Origin of the sequence: Calothrix sp. NIES-2100 (genome assembly GCF_963875285.1) — a bacterium.
Classification (GTDB): Bacteria; Cyanobacteriota; Cyanobacteriia; order Cyanobacteriales; family Nostocaceae; genus Aulosira.
In genome coordinates this window covers 5,075,166-5,093,087 of sequence record NZ_CAWNLA010000001.1, presented here as the reverse complement: position 1 = coordinate 5,093,087, position 17,922 = coordinate 5,075,166, and the positions used below count along the sequence as shown (strand labels likewise).

Annotated in this window: 18 protein-coding genes; 10 read left to right on the top strand and 8 right to left on the bottom strand. The window is 42.5% G+C overall.

The genetic code is table 11. From position 1 onward, the window contains the following. Nucleotides 1–64: 64 nt before the first annotated feature. The gene (locus AACU32_RS20955) at nt 65–475 is read right to left on the bottom strand and encodes a hypothetical protein (RefSeq protein WP_096602910.1); all 411 of its coding nucleotides are present in this window, start codon (nt 473–475) and stop codon (nt 65–67) included. 262 nt (nt 476–737) lie between these two features. Between AACU32_RS20955 and AACU32_RS20950 the strand changes: the two genes are divergently transcribed. From AACU32_RS20950 to AACU32_RS20935, 4 genes are all read left to right on the top strand, one after another. Next, nucleotides 738–1,016, top strand: coding sequence for a hypothetical protein (locus AACU32_RS20950; RefSeq protein WP_339378139.1), 279 nt, complete (start codon nt 738–740; stop codon nt 1,014–1,016). Nucleotides 1,017–1,193: 177 nt separating this feature from the next. Next, on the top strand, nt 1,194–1,487 hold the full coding sequence (locus AACU32_RS20945; protein WP_096602906.1) for a DUF433 domain-containing protein: 294 nt from the start codon (nt 1,194–1,196) through the stop codon (nt 1,485–1,487). Beyond that, nucleotides 1,484–1,852: a DUF5615 family PIN-like protein gene (locus AACU32_RS20940; protein WP_096602904.1), complete on the top strand. Its 369-nt coding sequence runs from the start codon at nt 1,484–1,486 to the stop codon at nt 1,850–1,852. The genes AACU32_RS20945 and AACU32_RS20940 overlap by 4 nt, the downstream gene beginning before the upstream one ends. Continuing rightward, nucleotides 1,842–1,985, top strand: a complete 144-nt coding sequence (locus AACU32_RS20935) for a hypothetical protein (RefSeq protein ID WP_339378138.1) — start codon at nt 1,842–1,844, stop codon at nt 1,983–1,985. Before AACU32_RS20940 ends, AACU32_RS20935 begins: the two co-directional genes overlap by 11 nt. 37 nt (nt 1,986–2,022) lie before the next feature. Here the strand turns inward: AACU32_RS20935 and AACU32_RS20930 are convergent, their stop codons facing one another. Continuing rightward, a complete protein-coding gene (locus AACU32_RS20930) occupies nt 2,023–5,577 on the bottom strand; it encodes an NB-ARC domain-containing protein (RefSeq protein WP_096602902.1) in 3,555 nt (1,184 codons plus the stop codon). Nucleotides 5,578–5,745: 168 nt separating this feature from the next. Between AACU32_RS20930 and AACU32_RS20925 the strand changes: the two genes are divergently transcribed. After that, the gene (locus AACU32_RS20925; RefSeq protein ID WP_096602900.1) at nt 5,746–5,973 is read left to right on the top strand and encodes a hypothetical protein; all 228 of its coding nucleotides are present in this window, start codon (nt 5,746–5,748) and stop codon (nt 5,971–5,973) included. Between the two features lie 585 nt (nt 5,974–6,558). Here the strand turns inward: AACU32_RS20925 and acsF are convergent. After that, nucleotides 6,559–7,635 (bottom strand): magnesium-protoporphyrin IX monomethyl ester (oxidative) cyclase, encoded by a 1,077-nt coding sequence (gene acsF / locus AACU32_RS20920; RefSeq protein WP_096602898.1) that lies wholly within the window; start codon nt 7,633–7,635, stop codon nt 6,559–6,561. Nucleotides 7,636–8,402: 767 nt separating this feature from the next. Between acsF and hemN the strand changes: the two genes are divergently transcribed. Continuing rightward, nucleotides 8,403–9,785, top strand: a complete 1,383-nt coding sequence (gene hemN / locus AACU32_RS20915; RefSeq protein WP_096602896.1) for an oxygen-independent coproporphyrinogen III oxidase — start codon at nt 8,403–8,405, stop codon at nt 9,783–9,785. A 252-nt stretch (nt 9,786–10,037) separates the two neighbouring features. Here hemN and AACU32_RS20910 read toward each other — a convergent pair whose 3' ends face one another. Both AACU32_RS20910 and AACU32_RS20905 read right to left on the bottom strand, forming a co-directional pair. Next, nucleotides 10,038–10,691, bottom strand: coding sequence for an SAM-dependent methyltransferase (locus tag AACU32_RS20910; RefSeq protein ID WP_096608099.1), 654 nt, complete (start codon nt 10,689–10,691; stop codon nt 10,038–10,040). Nucleotides 10,692–10,736: 45 nt separating this feature from the next. Continuing rightward, nucleotides 10,737–12,095, bottom strand: coding sequence for an APC family permease (locus tag AACU32_RS20905; protein ID WP_096608098.1), 1,359 nt, complete (start codon nt 12,093–12,095; stop codon nt 10,737–10,739). A 660-nt stretch (nt 12,096–12,755) separates the two neighbouring features. Between AACU32_RS20905 and AACU32_RS20900 the strand changes: the two genes are divergently transcribed. The 3 genes from AACU32_RS20900 (at nt 12,756) to AACU32_RS20890 (ending at nt 14,671) form a co-directional block, all read left to right on the top strand. Further along, nucleotides 12,756–13,034, top strand: coding sequence for a GlsB/YeaQ/YmgE family stress response membrane protein (locus tag AACU32_RS20900; protein ID WP_096602894.1), 279 nt, complete (start codon nt 12,756–12,758; stop codon nt 13,032–13,034). Between the two features lie 119 nt (nt 13,035–13,153). Further along, nucleotides 13,154–13,846 (top strand): manganese catalase family protein, encoded by a 693-nt coding sequence (locus AACU32_RS20895; RefSeq protein WP_096602892.1) that lies wholly within the window; start codon nt 13,154–13,156, stop codon nt 13,844–13,846. Nucleotides 13,847–13,942: 96 nt separating this feature from the next. Continuing rightward, nucleotides 13,943–14,671, top strand: coding sequence for a DUF3891 family protein (locus AACU32_RS20890; RefSeq protein ID WP_096602890.1), 729 nt, complete (start codon nt 13,943–13,945; stop codon nt 14,669–14,671). A 19-nt stretch (nt 14,672–14,690) separates the two neighbouring features. Here AACU32_RS20890 and AACU32_RS20885 read toward each other — a convergent pair whose 3' ends face one another. Continuing rightward, nucleotides 14,691–15,581 (bottom strand): aspartoacylase, encoded by an 891-nt coding sequence (locus tag AACU32_RS20885; protein WP_096602888.1) that lies wholly within the window; start codon nt 15,579–15,581, stop codon nt 14,691–14,693. 165 nt (nt 15,582–15,746) lie between these two features. Between AACU32_RS20885 and AACU32_RS20880 the strand changes: the two genes are divergently transcribed. Continuing rightward, entirely contained in the window at nt 15,747–16,643 is an 897-nt protein-coding gene (locus AACU32_RS20880) for a LysR substrate-binding domain-containing protein (RefSeq protein WP_096602886.1), read from the top strand. A 189-nt stretch (nt 16,644–16,832) separates the two neighbouring features. Here AACU32_RS20880 and AACU32_RS20875 read toward each other — a convergent pair whose 3' ends face one another. Together AACU32_RS20875 and AACU32_RS20870 are read right to left on the bottom strand one after the other, a co-directional pair. Continuing rightward, the gene (locus AACU32_RS20875) at nt 16,833–17,252 is read right to left on the bottom strand and encodes an Hsp20 family protein (protein ID WP_096608097.1); all 420 of its coding nucleotides are present in this window, start codon (nt 17,250–17,252) and stop codon (nt 16,833–16,835) included. A gap of 276 nt (nt 17,253–17,528) precedes the next feature. Continuing rightward, nucleotides 17,529–17,819: a hypothetical protein gene (locus tag AACU32_RS20870; protein WP_339378137.1), complete on the bottom strand. Its 291-nt coding sequence runs from the start codon at nt 17,817–17,819 to the stop codon at nt 17,529–17,531. Between the last annotated feature and the right edge of the window lie 103 nt (nt 17,820–17,922).

The window sequence follows — 17,922 nt, the reverse complement described above, 5'->3', positions numbered from 1 at the left end:
CTCTTATGCTAGATCCCCGACTTCTCCAAGAAGTCGGGGATCTAACCAACTTCACCTATCAGAATTAATGTGGTGGACTACTAGTAGTTGGATCAGACTTAACAGCCGCTTGCTCTGCACCAGTTTTTATCCGAGTTTTAGTACCTTTGCGAATGCGATCGCTTTTACGCACACCACCAGCCTTGACATATTCCGCGCTGTCTTTGCCGTATTTGCCTGCAACTGACATCAGCATATTTTCACACAAAACGCTCAAGCTTTTTTCTAGCTGTTCAATATCAGTTCTAGAAGCATCAATTACAGACAGAGCATTGTTGTGGGTGTTGAGCTTGTTGCGTAATTGCTCAATTTGTTGTAGCATGTTGTGCAAGCTATTAGAATCACCAAAATCAAGATTTGCATCGATAGTTTGCATTCCAGAAACTCTCTGTTGAGCTTTTTCGAGAATGCGAGATGAACGTTTGGGTAGAGTCATAGATTACTCCTCATGAACTTTTCTCGGACAGCACGGCGTAAAAAAATCAACTTTATTTTGAATTTTGAACTCCGCTTCGCAGTACTACTGTTAGCTTGTCTTAAAACAGCAGTCTTCCGGCTCAGGGAAAATCACAAATATTTGGCTTTTTTTAACAATATTTTGGGGATATAATTCTGTAATTATGCGTAATCAATAGCGATCGCTCCTTGGAGTTCCCCAACTTGGAGCAGCGCCATATCCCATCACCTGGTGCAGCCTTTTGGCGCAGAAAATTAACTCGTTGGTTGTGAATGAGATCTGGTTCTGTATGAATGAGTACTCATTGATAGACAACCCGATCTCGTTGGTTGTGAATGCGATCGCCTTCTCTATGGATGAGTACTCGTTGATAGACAACCCGATCGCGTTGGTCATGAATGCGATCGCCTTCTCTATGGATGAGTACTCATTGATAAACAACCCGATCTGGTTGGTCATGAATGCGATGAGGTTCTCTATGGATGAGGTGATTTTGGTAAAGAAAGCTGATTTTGTGTAGATGCTGCATCGCTTGGTGGTAAAAATCGCAGCGAAGAGATGGAGTGCGAATCTTACAAGGTTAAGCGATCGCCTCTGAGTGATAAGCGATCGCATTTTGTCGAGAAGCGATCGCATTTTCTGGAATACTAACTTTGTAATAATGATATTGAGCGTGAAATAATGGGGAGAATAAGTTTTGGCAACTATTACCGATATCGGCACACTAATTAATCATAATCCTGAAGTACACGGAGGTTGCCCGATTATTGCTGGTACAGGGGTGACAGTCCGGCGTATAGCTATTTGGTATAAACAAGGTTACAGTGCAGAAGAAATTGCCGAGCAAATTAATCATCTAAATTTAGCCCAGGTTTATGCAGCTTTAGCTTATTATCATGCGAACCGTGAAGAAATTGATGCTGATATTGCAGCCGAAGCAGCCGAAGCTGAGAGATTAGAAAAACTGCATCAGACTCAAAAACTTTCATGAGCCAAATTCGATTGTACATGGATGAAGATTCTACGGCACATTCTTTAGTTATGGCTCTACAAAATCGTGGTGTAGATGTAATCACAAGTTTAAGTGTTAATAGACTGGGCTATACCGATGAAGAACAACTGAGATGGGCAACAGAGCAAGGTCTAGTTTTATATAGTGCTAATATTAGGGATTTCTACCGTTTACACAGTAAATTTTTGAGCGAAGAACAATCCCATGCTGGAATGATTTTAGTACAACAGCAACGTTACTCAGTGGGCGAATTAATGCGCGGGATTTTGAGGTTAATTGCAGCTAAGTCAGCAGCAGAAATGCAGAATCAGGTGGTATTTTTAAGTACTTGGATTGAAGAATAGGTTGAGCGATCGCATTTTCTGGAGTAGTGAACCGCGATCGCATTTTGTCGAGCAGCGATCGCACTCCATACTTTTGAGGCTAGGAAGGCGATCGCACTCCATACTTTTGAGGTGTAAATTACGAATTACGTAGCGCTTTGCGCTTCCCGGATGGTACTACGAATTACAAATTATTTCCACCATCGCCCTACATCCATAATTGCACGGGCAACTTCTGCTGTTGCAACTTTGCCACCTAATGCAAATATAACTGGAAACAATGCTTTGATATCTCGCAGCAAATGGGGACGAGTGCGAGCAGATAACTCATTAAGTGTATCTTGCCACAGAGGGAAAAGTTTAGCATTCAGCATTTGTGACAGCCCCAAAGCTAAGGCACTGAGGGCAGAGGAGCGATAATACTCATCCTGAATCGGCCTGACTGCAGCGAGTGCTTCTGGCAACAACTCTGGTGGCAGTTTATCGGCTAAGGCACTGAGGGCTAAGGCGCGAAAATACTCATCCTGAATCGCCCTGGCGGCAGCGAGCGCTTCTGGCAACAACTCTGGTGGCAGTTTTTCTACTAAGGCACTGAGGGCAGAGGCGCGATATTCCTTATTCAGAATCGGCCTAGTGGCAGCGAGTGCTTCTGGCAATAACTCTGGCAGTTTTTCTGCTAAGGTACTGAGGGTTAAGGCGCGATATGACTCATCCTGAATCGCCCTAGCGGCAGCGAGTGCTTCTGGCAATATTTCTGGCAGTTTTTCTGCTAGGGCACTGAGGACATCAGCACTATATTTTTTATCCTGAATCGCCCTAGCGGCAGCGAGTGCTTCTGGCAATAATTCTTGTGGCAGTTTTTCTACTAAGGCACTGAGGGCTAAGGCGCGAGAATACTCATCCTGAATCGCCCTGGCGGCAGCGAGCGCTTCTGGCAATAATTCTTGTGGCAGTTTTTCTACTAAGGCACTGAGGGCTAAGGCGCGAGAATATTCATCCTGAATCGCCCTGGCGGCTTTGAGTGCTTCTGGCAATAACTCTGGTGGCAGTTTTTCTGCTAAGGCACTGAGGGCATTGGCACGATAATACTCATCCTGAATCGGCCTGACGGCAGCGAGTGCTTCTGGCAATAATTCTGGTGGCAGTTTTTCTGCTAAGGCACTGAGGGCATTGGCGCGAGAAAACCCATCCTGAATCGATGTGGCGGCACTGAGTATTTCTGTCAATAATTCTGGTGGCAGTTTTTTAGCTAAGGCTCTTAGGGCTTGTGCCCAAGAATACTCATCTTGAATCACCCTGGCGGCACTGAGAGCTTCTGGCAATACCTCTGGCAGTTTTTCTGCTAGGGAACTGAGGGCTAAGGCGCGAGAATACTCATCTTGAATCACCCTGGCGGCACTGAGAGCTTCTGGCAATACCTCTGGCAGTTTTTCTGCTAGGGAACTGAGGGCTAGGGCACGAGAATACTCATCCTGAATCGACTTGGCAGCACTGAGTGCTTCTGGCAACAACTCTTGTGGTAGTTTGTCGGCTAAGACACTGAGGGCAGAGGCGCGATCAGACTCATCATGAATCGCCCTAGCAGTAACGAGTGCTTCTGACAGTGCTAGTCTTTCTAAATTTGGCGGCAAATAGTTGGCTAGTTGTGCAAAGGCATCAACTTTCTGCTTTGGTTCAGGGTTTTGCAAAGCGTAAGCTAGTCCTTGTTCAGCAGTCCACAGATTATTTTTGACCAACGCAACCAGCAGTTCTATTGGTACATTAGCTGCCAAACTATTAAGAGATGCCGTAATCAAAGCATAGCGACATTGCCAACCCACCACTTGCGGCGTAGTTGATTCATTCCAATTCGCTTCTGCTAATTCCCAAGCACGAGATATATCTGTAATGTAACCCCCAGTTTGTGCTAATTTTTCTCGTGCTTCATACCAGCCATTGTTACCAGTTGCCGACTCTTCCCGCAATAAAGAGTGAATCTCTTCAACTCGTCCCGCTTTCTCCAAATGCCAAACTAAATGCTGATGAATGTAACCATCATTAGGCAAGGTATGCCATAAATTCTTGTGTATTTTCTGCCGATATTTCTCCAAAAAAGCAGCGTGAGCATCAACAAGTTGTAAACCTAACCCTGGCAAATCTCCTATCCGCTTTGGCTGTGGCGCAGCAGTTAACAAATTACAGGCTAAATCATGGAATAAGTCATGTAACCGATAGGTAGGCGTACCATCAGCAAGGGGTACTCCTGTTAATAGCAATGCCTTATTCCGTAAATATTGCAACATCTTAGCAGCATCACGCTCACCCATTCCCCACAGCGTCCCTGCCATCATCTTATTAATGTTGACATCCTCCGGCAACACCCCTAACCGAGCAAAATGCTGCTGCTTTTCTTGAGGCATTCGCTTGACACTCAAATTTAATGATGCCGTTAAACTCAGGCGTTTTAAACTCGCCTCATCGGTAATTTCTTCCGCTTCCGGTCTGTCAAAACTTGTTAATCTCGCTACCTCTTGCCGAATATCCGCCAATAATTCATCCCAAGTTGTACCACTAGCAACTTCGGCGGCTGCAAGTTCCAAGGCTAGGGGGAGATAACCAACGCCTTGAGCTAAATTTTCGGCTGACTGACGTTCTGCACCTGTAATTTCGCGTCTTAATTTCTTCGTCAGCAATGCCATAGCCTGACTTGGTTTCATGATATCCAGGCTGTACGTGCTAGCTGCTAAGGCTTCGGCAATTGCCCCTTCACGAGTTGTGACTAAAACCTGACACCGCACCCCACCCACATTAAACGCTTGTGCATCTTGCGTATTCCATGCATCATCAACCACTAACAACACAGCTTTGTCATAAAGCAGCGTCCGTAAATGAGTAGAAGTAGCTTCTACACTGGTAGGTTTAAAGCTATAGTCTCCTAACGCTTGCACCCAGCCACTAATTAAAGACAGCACATCAGGCTTTTGACCTAATGTAGCCCACAAAATCCCATCACAAAACCGCGTTTGTACTTCTGCATCTACTGCTAAAGCTGCGGCTAAGGTCGATTTACCCACAGAACCCAAACCGTGAATCGCCGTAATTACCAAAGTGCGATTATCTTCTGTGAGGAAGCGCGTCTTTAATTCATCGCTGTATTCTGGGCGTTCAACAAAGTGTGCAGGTAAAGGTGGCGCTTGAAATATTGCCAGCTTAGTTTGGGGTACAACAGCAACACCCTCATCTTCAGTGTAATTAGCTTCTAGTTCTTTAGATTTCTTTGGTTTGTTGCTTTCCCATACCTCATCAAACCGTTTCAGGTTCTTTTCTTTATCCCTTGACCATAGCTTTAAAGTAAAGTGCCAGTCATCAGAACCCTGGGTATGAATCCGGTTATCTTCCAGAATTTTCACAAAATCCTTCAGTAAATTCAGCGCTTCTCGAATTTGCGCTTTAGTTAACTTCTCCCCCCCATCATCTTTTCCCCTCCTCGCTTGCGGAGAGAAGTTGCGTGCGGGGGTTCCCCCCGTTGAGCAAACTTCGGAGGAGGGGTTAGGGGTGGGGTTCCGGACTGCACCAGTCAACGCCTCCAACCTTACCAGCGTTGTTTCAATAGTCAGCTTGGGGTTAGCGCTGTCTTCTTCTGTCCAGCGGTACTTAATCTTAAACTTATCTTCCTCAACTTCCCCATCTGCAAAACAAAGCAACGCCTCTAACAGACGCTTAACTCGCTTTTGAATTACAGGGCCTTTACTAGATTCTCGCGCCATTGCATTGCCAAAATCGACCAGAAAGTTGAGGGCTACCCCAATTTAAAACTACTACCCCAAGCTTATTGAATCCTGATTTTAAAGCATTTTCCCTGAGTTTGGGGTATTTGCTTAGGGACACAACCCCAAAGAGATGCTTTAGCTACCAACTCTTTGAGGGGCAAACACATGAAACGCCAACGCCAAGATATTCTGGGTAAAACTATTGCTTTGTTACTGGCAATGCAACTATTCCTAATTGGCTTACAAGCCAAAACCCGTATTGACCAAGGTAACTCAACTCTTGAGACTTTAACATGGTTGATTCAACAATATATTCCAGTATTGGTCAAAGTCAAAAGCTTAGAGGAAAAAACGCCGAAAAAGGAGGACAGCAAGCCAAAGGTGAAAAGGTAATAAGTAGGTCAACATAATTAAACGTCAGATGTCATTGCGAGGAGGAACGACGAAGCAATCGCTGTGGACTGGGATTGCTTCGTTCCTCTCTTCGAGACGCTGCGCGTTAAGCGAAGCTATGCCGTTCGCGCAGCGTCTCGTAGAGAAGGCTTTACGCAATGACAAAAGCATATGATATTTATTTAGGTTGAGCTACTTAGTCTGTCAATTTTGTTTTGAGGGGTTTTTGGTAGTGCGGGCATCTTGCCCGCGTGAGCGAGACGCTCACACTACTGTCCCTCATTTCAACCCTGGCAGACTAGTAATTAGTAATTGCGAAAGATTACACGGTAGGCGCACGGCGCTAGTCATAGGTGTCAACTTAACGCGAAACCCTTGCCAAGACGTTATTTAGAATCAAATTGCCTACCATCACGATCCGCGTTACCCCACCCCAGTTTTGTCTAAAGCCAAAACGTCCCCTCCCCGTTTACGGGGAGGGGATTAAGGGGAGGGGTAAAACGCTTGTGGGATAAGCCTTTTAACTTAAGTTGACACCAATGGGCGTTAGTAACATTGTCAAAGTTCTTCTGCTTCCTGCTTTGTTCACAGAACTGTTTCCCGTGTCAACTCCGCGTTAATTGGTTTAACCAGATAAATCCGCAACATGTGCCAGATAATTGCGGTAATCGCTGGTACTTTTAGCCAGAACTTGACAAAATTAGAGCGATCGCTCTTGTTAATCTCTGCCAATTTCTGATTATTTTGGTAACACTGCTCTAATCGCCAGAAAAATGCCGGGTGATTGGTATCTAAAATGATGGGGAATGCTCTGGCGGCGGTGTTATTTGTCTCTTGAATGACTCTGTTATTATAATGGCGCGGATGTATGCCAATAGATTCATAGAAACTGGCGCGTTCAAATACTGTAATTGTATGGGTGACAAACACCGTCAGCAGGAAGAACCGCACCCACAACCGCGCTTTCCAATTCTTCCATAATTTTGGTTGTGACCTGAGCAATGCTTTAAAGAAATCTCCATGTCGATTCTCATCCTGGCACCAACTTTCAAATTTTCGGAAGAGGGGATAGAATTGATATTGGGGATTTTTCTGCAAATGGCGATACATTAAAATATAGCGCCAGTACCCTATTTTCTCCGATAGGTAGACTGTGTAAATAATCCACTCTGGCGGGAAAAATGTATAGGTACGACTTTTGGTCAAATAGCTTAAATCTAAGGAAAGATTAAAATCAGCCATTGATTTATTGAGAAAACCTGCATGGCGTGCTTCATCTCTTGCCATTAATTGAAAAGCTTCTGCCAAAATTGGGTTCTTTTCTTTCAGGCGGCGCGACAATTCTTTAAACAATAAAAACCCAGAGAACTCTGAAGTACAAGAACGTTCTAAAAAGTCAATAAACGAACGCCGCGTTTCGCCATCAATGTGATCCCAACATTGTTTAAATTCATCATCACGCACAAAATGATGGCGGTTATAATCAGCCCTTAACTCCTCAACAATTGCTAATAACTCAGCCTCATTGGCGGAAATATCTAACTTCTCCATCGCGTCGAAGTCAGTAGTATAAAACCGGGGTGTTAATAATGTTTCCTGCACAGGTGCTTTAATACCTGGCTTCAGTATCTGAGGCTCCGGCGTTTCCAGGGACTTCACCATGCGAATCCTTTAGTAAGTTAATCTCCCAATAGTTATATAAGCATAAAATATTGTTCTGAATAGTTAAGTTCTGCAAATCGAAGGGTTGACGGTTGACGGTTGACGGTTGACTGCGGTACGGGCGGGTTTACAAATATCTTCGCTTTTATAACCCGAATCTCGGTAAACCCGCCCCTACAGACTGTTGACGGTTGACGGTTGACTGTTGACTGTTAACCAATGCCCTATGCCCAATGCCCCATGCCCCATTAATATGTGCCTTCACACACAGACAAAGATAAAGAAATATTAATAGCTTTATAGTTATACAAATAGAAATAGTTAAATAATTTTGGGAGAAAGAAAAATGGCAGCGATACCCCAGGGTAAGAACCTTTGGTTCTACGCATCGGCATAATACTTGCTGGATAGAGTGATGCGAATCTTGCCTAACCCCAGAATAACAATTCTCGAACTCTGGCATTGACTGTGAACTAGCAGACATCCTGAGTCTGTGGCTCTTTTGCCTAGAGTTCTAGCGATTGAACATGAAGGAAGCACAAATCCACAACACCTGCGTAAGTCCTGAGTTCAATAAATTTTTCGAGACTGATTACCAATGGGAAAAGATGCGGACACAAGAGCAGATGAGCGCCTACAGCAGCCGGGTATCCCCCCATATCCCCGTTGGTGAGTTTCGGCTACGCTCAACTACCGCGCAGTCGTACCACATCCCCATACAAGCAAAAGCCGCAAGGTCGCATTGTCGCATTACTTCGGAGGTTTTGATGGTTTTTCTCTTACCTGGTGTCAAATTTGATTTGGAAATGATCCAAAAGTATGATGCACCTGCACCCAGATACACCAGTTACCCACCTGCTACTGAGTTAAGCGAAGCATTCACCTTAGATGAATTACAAAATGCGATCGCCGCCTCAAATCAAAGAAAAACGCCCCTATCTTTATATTTCCACATCCCCTTTTGTCAAAGTGCTTGCTACTTTTGCGGCTGTAATACGGTAATTTCTAACAACAAGAATATTGCCAAACCTTACCTAGAGAATTTGGTTAAAGATATTCAGCAAACCGCCGCTTTAATCGATTCCGAGCGCAAAGTACTGCAAATCCATTGGGGTGGCGGTACTCCTAATTACTTAGAGCCTGAGCAAGTAGAATTTATCTGGAAACACATCACGCAACACTTTACTATTGACCCAAAAGCAGAAATTTCGATTGAGATTAATCCCCGCTATGTAGATAGAGACTACATTTTATTTCTGAGGAAAATTGGGTTTAATCGCATTAGTTTTGGCATTCAAGATTTTAATCACGAAGTTCAAGTAGCAATAAATCGCATCCAGCCGGAGGAAATGCTGTTTGATGTCATGAGTTGGGTGAGAGAAGCCCAATTTGAAAGTGTGAATGTAGACCTGATTTATGGTTTACCTTATCAAACTCGGCAAACTTTTCGGGAAACTATCAAAAAGACAATTGAATTAGATCCTGACAGGATTGTTGTTTTTAATTTTGCTTATATACCCTGGATTAAACCAGCACAAAAAAATATTCCTGAAGAGGCTTTACCACTACCACAGGAAAAGTTAGAAATTCTCAAAATGACCATTGAAGAACTGACCAATAACGAGTATATGTTTATTGGGATGGATCATTTTGCTAAATCTAATGATGAACTAGCGATCGCGCAACGCAATGGCACTCTCAAGCGTAACTTTCAAGGCTACACCACCCACGCGGAAACGGAACTTTTTGGGTTTGGTGCTACATCTATCAGCATGTTAGAAGATGCTTATTTTCAAAACCACAAGCAACTGAAGGAATATTATCAGGCAATTTCTGAGGATACTTTACCTTTGAGTAAAGGAATTAAACTCACACAAGATGACATTATTAGACGCGATGTCATCATGGGTATTATGTCTCACTTTCAGTTGCACAAACAAGACATCACTGATAAATATCAAATCTGTTTTGATGAATACTTCGCCCACGAATTAGAGATTTTAAAGCCTCTAGAAGCTGATGGGCTGGTGAGTTTATCCAAAAACTACATCTTAATTACAGATATTGGTCGATTGTTGGTGAGAAATATTGCTGTCATCTTCGATAACCATATTCGAGCCAAAGAAAAACACTTCTCACGAGCAATATAACTACCTTGGCGCAATGTGAAGGATGAGATACCCAAATTTTTAAACTAGTCGGGTATCTTGTATCCCAGAAAATTGATGTGGTTGACTACTACTCGTATTGCTCACAAACGGTAGGGGCGGGTTAACCCAGATATTCGTAAATGATTGGATCATATCTGTAAACCAGCCCCTACGACCTCTCAACAAAAAGAAAGCTTAAGTTGAAAAAAGCCGTTAACAAATAACAAATGACAAATGACAAATGACAAATGACTATTGTAAATTCGTGGGAATATTTTCCGGAACTACCCAATAATAAATAGTTTTGCCATCAACATTTAATGTCTGTTGGGGTTTCCAATCACCCATATCAAAGGCGTGGGAAACAATCCGAGTACCGGGTTTGAGTTCTTTAAATAGTTTGGGGCGAAGCTTGAGATTGACATCAGGTAGCAAGTAGAGTGTGACTACCGTCGCTTTACTCAAATCAGTGTTGAATAAATCTTGCTGGACAAACTTGACGCGATCGCTTACTCCAGCTTTTTGTGCATTCTGATTAGCTTCTTCAATCCGTTCTGGGTTGATATCTACACCTACCCCTTGTGTACCAAATTTTTGGGCGGCGGTAACTACAATTCTGCCATCACCACTACCAAGATCATAAAGTACATCATTTTTGCCAACTTTGGCGACTTTCAACATTGCATCCACCACAGACTGTGGCGTTGGAACGTAGGGAACATCACCAGGACGTTCTTGGGGTTGGGCTGTGGTTGTGGGTGTTGGTGTGTCGGTTTGCTGAACAATGACAGCGGGTTGTTGGGTTTCTGCTTCTGAGTTTTGCTGTGGAGTTGTACAGCCAGTAATTCCGAAGCTGACAACACTAAACCCTGTAGTTAGTAAAAGCAGAATTTTGGAGAAATTCATCACTGTACTTCCTTTTGGTATTTGGTATTTGGTATGTTGAATCAATTAAGCTCTACCTTGACGGTAGTTATTCCAGAGCAGTAGAGGTATCCCTGCTACCACAACCACAACGCCGACAACTGCTCCGACACCGGTATAAACTAAGCTCGAATAAAGCAGATAGGCGCAAACTGCACAAAAAAGTAAAGGTGTGAAAGGATATAAAGGGACACGAAACGATCGCGTGATTTGGGGATCGCGTTGTCGTAACACCAGCAGCGATATCCCTGAAAGTAGGAAGAAAAACCAAAAAACTGGGGCGGTGTAATCTACCATTGTTTCAAAGCCTTTGCGGGTGAGAGTACCCAAGACAACCAGCGCCATTGCGATCGCACCTTGCAAAAGTAAGGCATAGGTAGGAGTGCTGGGGCGTTGTCGCCAATGTCCCATAAAACCAAACAGCGCGAAATCTTGTCCCAAAGCGTAATTAGTCCGCGCCCCGGTAAAAATTGTGGCGTTGGTTGCGCCTAAAGTACAAATTGCAATCAATAGACTGACAAAAAAGGCTCCAGGTGCGCCCCAAAGCGATCGCATTAAATCTGCGGCTACGGCTTCGGATTGAGCCATGTTCGCTAACCCTAAGCCTCGCAGGTAAGCCCAATTGATCAGCAAGTAAATGGCGGTAATAATCCCAATACTTAATAAAAGCGATCGCAAAATATTGCGTCGTCTATTTTGAATTTCTGCCGCAATGTAGGCTGCTTCGTTCCACCCACCGTAGGACAACAGCACAAACACCATTGCTAGTCCCCAGTTACCTGATGCTGTAGGTTCTACAGGGGCGGTGGTATTCGGTATGGCAGTTAACCCGATAACTACCACCAGCAACAAACCTAAGACTTTCGCCGCAGTCAGCAAATTTTGCGTCCATTTACCTTGTTGCAAACCGACAATATTCAAAGCAGTCAAAAGTGCGATCGCTATTGCTGCATATATCGATGGTGAAAATGTGCCTAGCCGCCATATCTGAGAAGCATAATCACCAAAGACAAATGCCAACAGTGCAATCGAACCTGTTTGAATTACTGTCATCCGCGCCCAGGCAAATAAAAAGGCGATTCCCCTCCCAAAAGCCCGTTTCAAATAATAATAAACACCGCCAACATCAGGATAAGTTGTTGCTAACTCTGCATAGCATAATGCTCCCACTAGAGATACTGCGCCACCCAATAGCCAGAACAGCAGAACAGCAATATCACTACCTGCATAATTTGCTACTAAAGCGGGGGTTTCAAAAATCCCCGCCCCGATGACAACTCCGACAATCAGCGCCACAGCATCCGGTAATGTTAGCGATTGCTTGGGCGCAGCTATTTCTGGCGATCCTACCTGCTCAATTAAACCGTAGTTTTCACGTCTAGTCACTAGAACTCCTGATTGTTGTTGAGTAATCAATGGGGATTCTGCACTTGAGTTTCATCATCTTGACTGCAACAGAATGATTCTCCTTTTTGATACTCAAGACTTGAAAAGGCACTTAGCCCGCATTTCTCACAAGCGGTAGGGGCGGGTTTAAGCAGATAGTCGCAGATGATGGGAGCATATCTGTGAACCCGCCCCTACGATTTTTTGACAACGAACAAACTTGTGAGAAATCCAGGTTAGGTTTAGTTAAGGCTTATTATCGCGATGAGCAAAAAAGTTCAAATCTTCAATCAATCATTTAGCACCTATGTCTCATTTTATTGAGATTGAATTAAATTGCTACTGACACAGATTAATCAAATTTTTTGTGCAGCTTAAATAGACAATATACATATCTAAAAGGATTTATTTTCATTAATACATCTATAAAAAGATAGATACGTTCTTTATTTCTCAAGATAGAAATAAGCAGCCGAAATTTTTCTTAGTATTTGGCAATACAGCACAAAATGGACAAATATAAATTAACCCAGAGGCTGCTAAAAAATAGGCTGAATTTTCTCTATCTTCTGGCTGTAACATTTATCTCAACTGGTAGAAACAATTTTGATTTTTTCTCGATAAATTAAGTACAAACCAGATGAAATTTCTGAGGATTGTATGAATATTATTGCTTGGGTTGTTTTAGGACTTTTAGCTGGTGCGATCGCCAAAGCAATTTATCCAGGTTATCAGGGTGGCGGCATACTTTCGACAATGGTATTAGGGATTGTCGGCGCTTTCATTGGTGGAAGTCTGTACACACTTTTACAAACAGGAACTCTACAAATTACTGCCGCTGGTGCTGGCTTTAGTCTACCAGGTCTTTTTATAGCTGTAATTGGTGCAATTATTGCTATTTACCTGTGGGGACTATTGAGCAGACGCAGTAGGATTTAATAATTAGTAATTCGTAATTCGTAATGAAATTAAGTACAGTTTCCCAACAGCCAGCATTGATTGTAAGTACGAATTACGAGTTACATTGACCACATCATTGTTTTAGGGAGAACCAAAACATGTTTTTTCATAAAAAAGAACCAATTCATGCAGTAAACGTTAGTGATGCAAATCCTCGTTTCGCTCAGTTACTCCTAGAACAATTTGGTGGAGCCACAGGAGAACTTACAGCTGCTCTACAATATTGGGTGCAATCTTTTCATGTCGAAAATGCTGGCATTAAAGATATGCTCCAAGATATAGCTATTGAAGAGTTTAGCCATTTAGAAATGGTGGGTAAACTAATCGAAGCTCATACCAAAAATACCGATCAAACACAGGCTTATAAGAGTACCCTGTTTGCTATCAGAGGAGTAGGACCTCACTTTCTAGATAGTCAGGGTAGCGCTTGGACTGCAAATTACTTGAATGAGGGTGGCGATGTAGTTCGTGATTTGAGAGCTAATATTGCAGCCGAAGCTGGAGCGCGTCAGACTTACGAAGAGTTGATTAAATTAGCAACAGATGATGGCACTAAACAAACATTAGTACATCTGTTAACCAGAGAAATTTCGCATACCCAAATGTTCATGAAGGCGCTGGATTCGCTGGGTAAATTGACCGACCCCTTATTTGGGAATATTCAGCCTGATGAAACCGTTGCTCTCTACTATAACCTATCTACAAATGGTAATGGTCATGATGAGCGCGGCCCTTGGAATTCTGAACCCACATTCAAATATATCGCCGATCCGCTACAAAAGCACTCCTAATTAACTGAAGTAGGAGAATAAGATGAGCCAGTTAGAAGTTGATTCTCTGGCTCATTTTTCCGGAAAATTAAAATTTAGATTATGGAGAATTAACTAATGATTGTCAATCCTACACTCAACGGTTGGGAAATTATTTATCATCGCGCACATGCTTTATTAGCGGCTCAATTAGCGGGACAGTGGCGACGCAAAAATGCTCCAGCCAGGTTATATGAAACCCTAGCAGCCATCTCTCATCATGACGATTTAGAGAAAGAATGGGAAGAGGATCTTCTCACTGAAGTTGGTGCGCCAATGGACTTCATGCTGAATCCAGACATCGATATCGAGAGAATGGCGAATCTGGGGAAAAATGCTCGCTATCGAGGAAGATGGGTAGCTTTATTAATTTCTAAACATATGAGTTGGTTGTTAGAGCCAAGCCGTGGCAAAATGCCAGAATTAGACAAATTTTTAGATGAACAACTAGAAAACCAAAAACTTTGGACTCAGGAATTAGATATTGAAAAGAAAGACGTAGATGCGGCTTATGCATTTATGCAATGGTGCGATCGCTTGTCGTTGATTCTCTGTCAAAAACAACTACCTGATGCTGAACGATGGTTAGAAATTACGACAGGCCCTGACGATGAACGTTATGACATTATGCAACGCAGCGATTCTTTATTAACTGTTAAACCTTGGCCTTTTGAGGACGAGAAATTTACAGTCAATATAGAAGCCTGCGATATAACTCAGTTGAAATTCAAAAGCAGCAGTGAACTTTCCCAAGTCCTCCAAGAAGCACCCATCAAAATATTGGAGTGGACGTTTGTCAAGAGTTAGTTATCAGGTTGACTGTTGACTATTGACTATTGACCTTCCTATGGCTTAATTGCGTTATACACATTGCAATAGCTTTTTCGTAATAAGCTGCTTCGTTGATGAAGACAGGATACACAGTCAATTCACCATCATAAACAATTTCTTTACCCTCAAAAGTTAAAAACATCGGCTCTCCCGGATGAAGTGGTTGATAATCCTTAAATTGCAATTGAGGATGAATCATCGCTTGAATTTCTCCTAACTCATTTCTGGGATAGTCGATTGTTTCAATGCTGTGATAAACGTTGATGGTATCTTTTGTCAGTGGTGGTGTTCCCTGATTATAGGCTTCTAAATAATCTAAAATTTCCTGAATAATTGCTTCAGTTTCCTGAAATAAGGCAGCATCTAAAACATTTTGCGCAACTGCACCAACTTCCAGGGTACAGCCAAATTCGCAAATTGAATCTAAGTGAGGTCTGACTTTATGTTGGCTTGTGGAGTAAAGTATCTTAACTTTGGGATTTATTGATGTAAGATAAGCTGCTAAGCTAATATTTAATAAATTCTCATTACCTAAAATAATAGACAGCCCCATATTGGCTGTAGAACTATGTAAATCAATGACAAAATCTGCTGGCTGGCTACCTTGAAAGCCAAAGGTTTGATGAATTATTTTTGCTTGTTGTGCTTCATAACTAGTCAAACTAGGGTTTTCTAAATCTTGGCTCAGAAAACAGCGATTTAAGTCTGTATCAACATATCTTTTACCGATCGCACAGGCTTGCGGATTACCAATCAGCGTCACACTCTCAAAACTTGAGCGCTGAATTAAATCAGGCGATCGCTCAAATTTTTTGACTAGATAAATTCCTGTAATTTCATTTCCGTGAGTTCCACCAACAATCACAACACGCTTGATTTTGCTCATAGTCCTAGTGATTACCCCGATAAACTAACAAGTTCTGGGGATGAATCTCGATCAATAGTCTCTATTTGTCAATAGTAAGGGAAAGCAACTATATTTAAGATATTTTTTGCACAAGTACACTATATATAAAAAATATAGTAATAAATATAGTAGTTCAGGCAAGTGATGGAACTTCGACATTTGCGGTACTTTATTGCTGTGGCTGAAGAAAAGAACTTTAGCTACGCAGCCCAACGTCTGCATATTGCGCAACCTCCCCTCAGCCAACAAATTAGCGCCCTCGAAGCGGAAATTGGTGTAAAATTATTTGACCGCAAAAAGCGCCCACTGCAACTTACATCTGCGGGAGAAGTATTTTTAGAAGAAGCCAGATTAGTTTTAAATCAACTCGAACGCGCCATTTTCCAAACTCAAAGGGCTAGTCGCGGCGAGATTGGACAGATGATTGTGGGTACTAATAGTTCTATTGCTAATAGTGTTTTACCGGAAATGTTGCGGACATTCCGCGATCGCTTTCCTCATGTCAAACTAGTATTGCGCGAACTCACAGCTTCCGAACAAATTCAAGAACTGCTCAATCGCCGTCTAGATGTCGGATTTGAGCGCTTACCCCATTCCCATCAACAAAATCCTAACTTGAGTTATCTGCCAATTGCACGCGAGTCTTTGGTGATTGCATTACCAGCTACCCATCCCCTCACCAAACTAACAGAAATTCCCCTCGCGGCAATGGCTGATGAACCTTTTGTTTTACCCTCACCAGAAATCGTTCCTTCCTACACCGAGATTATTAACCTCTGTCAGCAAGCTGGTTTTTTCCCTAAAGTAGTCCAAGAAGCTACTTGGATGATCACCGTTCTTAGCTTAGTTGCTGGTGGTATGGGAGTAGCACTTTTACCTAGCAACGTGCAAAACCTGCAACGCACAGGCGTTGTTTATCGACCAATCAAAGGTGCAAATTTCTCACGAGAGATTGTAGTTGTGTGGCGACAAGAAGATTCTTCACCTGTCTTACAGGAATTTCTCAATGTAATTCGGGAATTGACCGCCGCTGCGTCTTAATTTCTTAATAAATTGGTAGTAGGAGCATCTTGCTCCCATTGGTCAAGTCAGCGCCAAGGGAACCATCACTACAAAAAAATAAATTTACATATTTGGGATGCTCCCCAAACAATTATAAAAAAAGAGCTTGGTTATTTTGACCAAGCTCTTAGCTATCTCAATCAATCATTGGAGAAAAATAGTTTCACCTTAAGCAGCAGGTTGTTCCAGATTAACTTTAACTACCTTGTTCTTTTCTTGCTCGGATTTAGGCAGTGTTAGATTCAAAATCCCATCTTTGTATTCGGCGGTGACATTAGTATTTTGAATTCTGGCTTTTAGAGGAATTACACGCTGGAACTTGCCATAGTAAAACTCAGAACGAGTTCCTTCTTTATTTTCTAATTTGCGTTCTGCTATCACCTTAACTGCATTCTCGGTAACTTCAATATCTACATCTTTTGCTGAAACACCAGGAAGTTCGAGTCTCAGATGCAATGCATCTTCAGTTTCAGTCAATTCGGCTGCTGGAGTTTTAAATGTTGGTACTTGTAAATCTTCAAACATTCTGTCAATTTGATTTTGTAGTGCAGTCATTTCAGCCCAAGGATTGTAACGTACAATAGCCATATTATGTTTACCCTCTAACTGTTTATCTACTTGATTCAAGATGTAATTTGTTGCTTTGATTCTTATATTAACCATGATATAAAGTTGTGTAAATTCGGTTGTTATCACCGAATATTTCATGATTACCGCACTAAATTACGCAGGAAGTTATATTACGGTTTACTCGAATCCTGTGGTTCGGTAAACTCGAATAATAACTGTTAAGACTAATAATAAAAGTCAGCCTCAAAAAAGATTAAAAGCAGTCCAGCGCCGCGAAAGAGTAGCAGAGTTGCGCTACAAATTGTTACTAGAAGCACTCAGTAAAACTGTTCTTCCTGATGGCGATCGCAGTGCAGCAACAAAGGGTGGTGCAGAAGATAAATTTTGCAATGATTTCAGACACCATTTCCCAGAAAAAATTTCCTTTCCATCCCCGTGAGGGGAATAGGTAGCTGAAGTTACGGGGCTTCCACCCTTCCCGCCTATTCCAGGTGAGACTTTACAAAAGGCGTTCGTCTTTGACGTTCCCGTTCGACAAAGTCGTTCCCGTTCGCGTAGCGTCTCCGTCAGGAGAAGGGTAGGCATCGCAGCACTCAAGGTAAAGATCTTAGAACTATTTCAAGCTTTTTCTTAGGGGAAATCTAAAGTAGCGATCGCCTTGACTATTCTTACTAAAAGCAATTCTTTG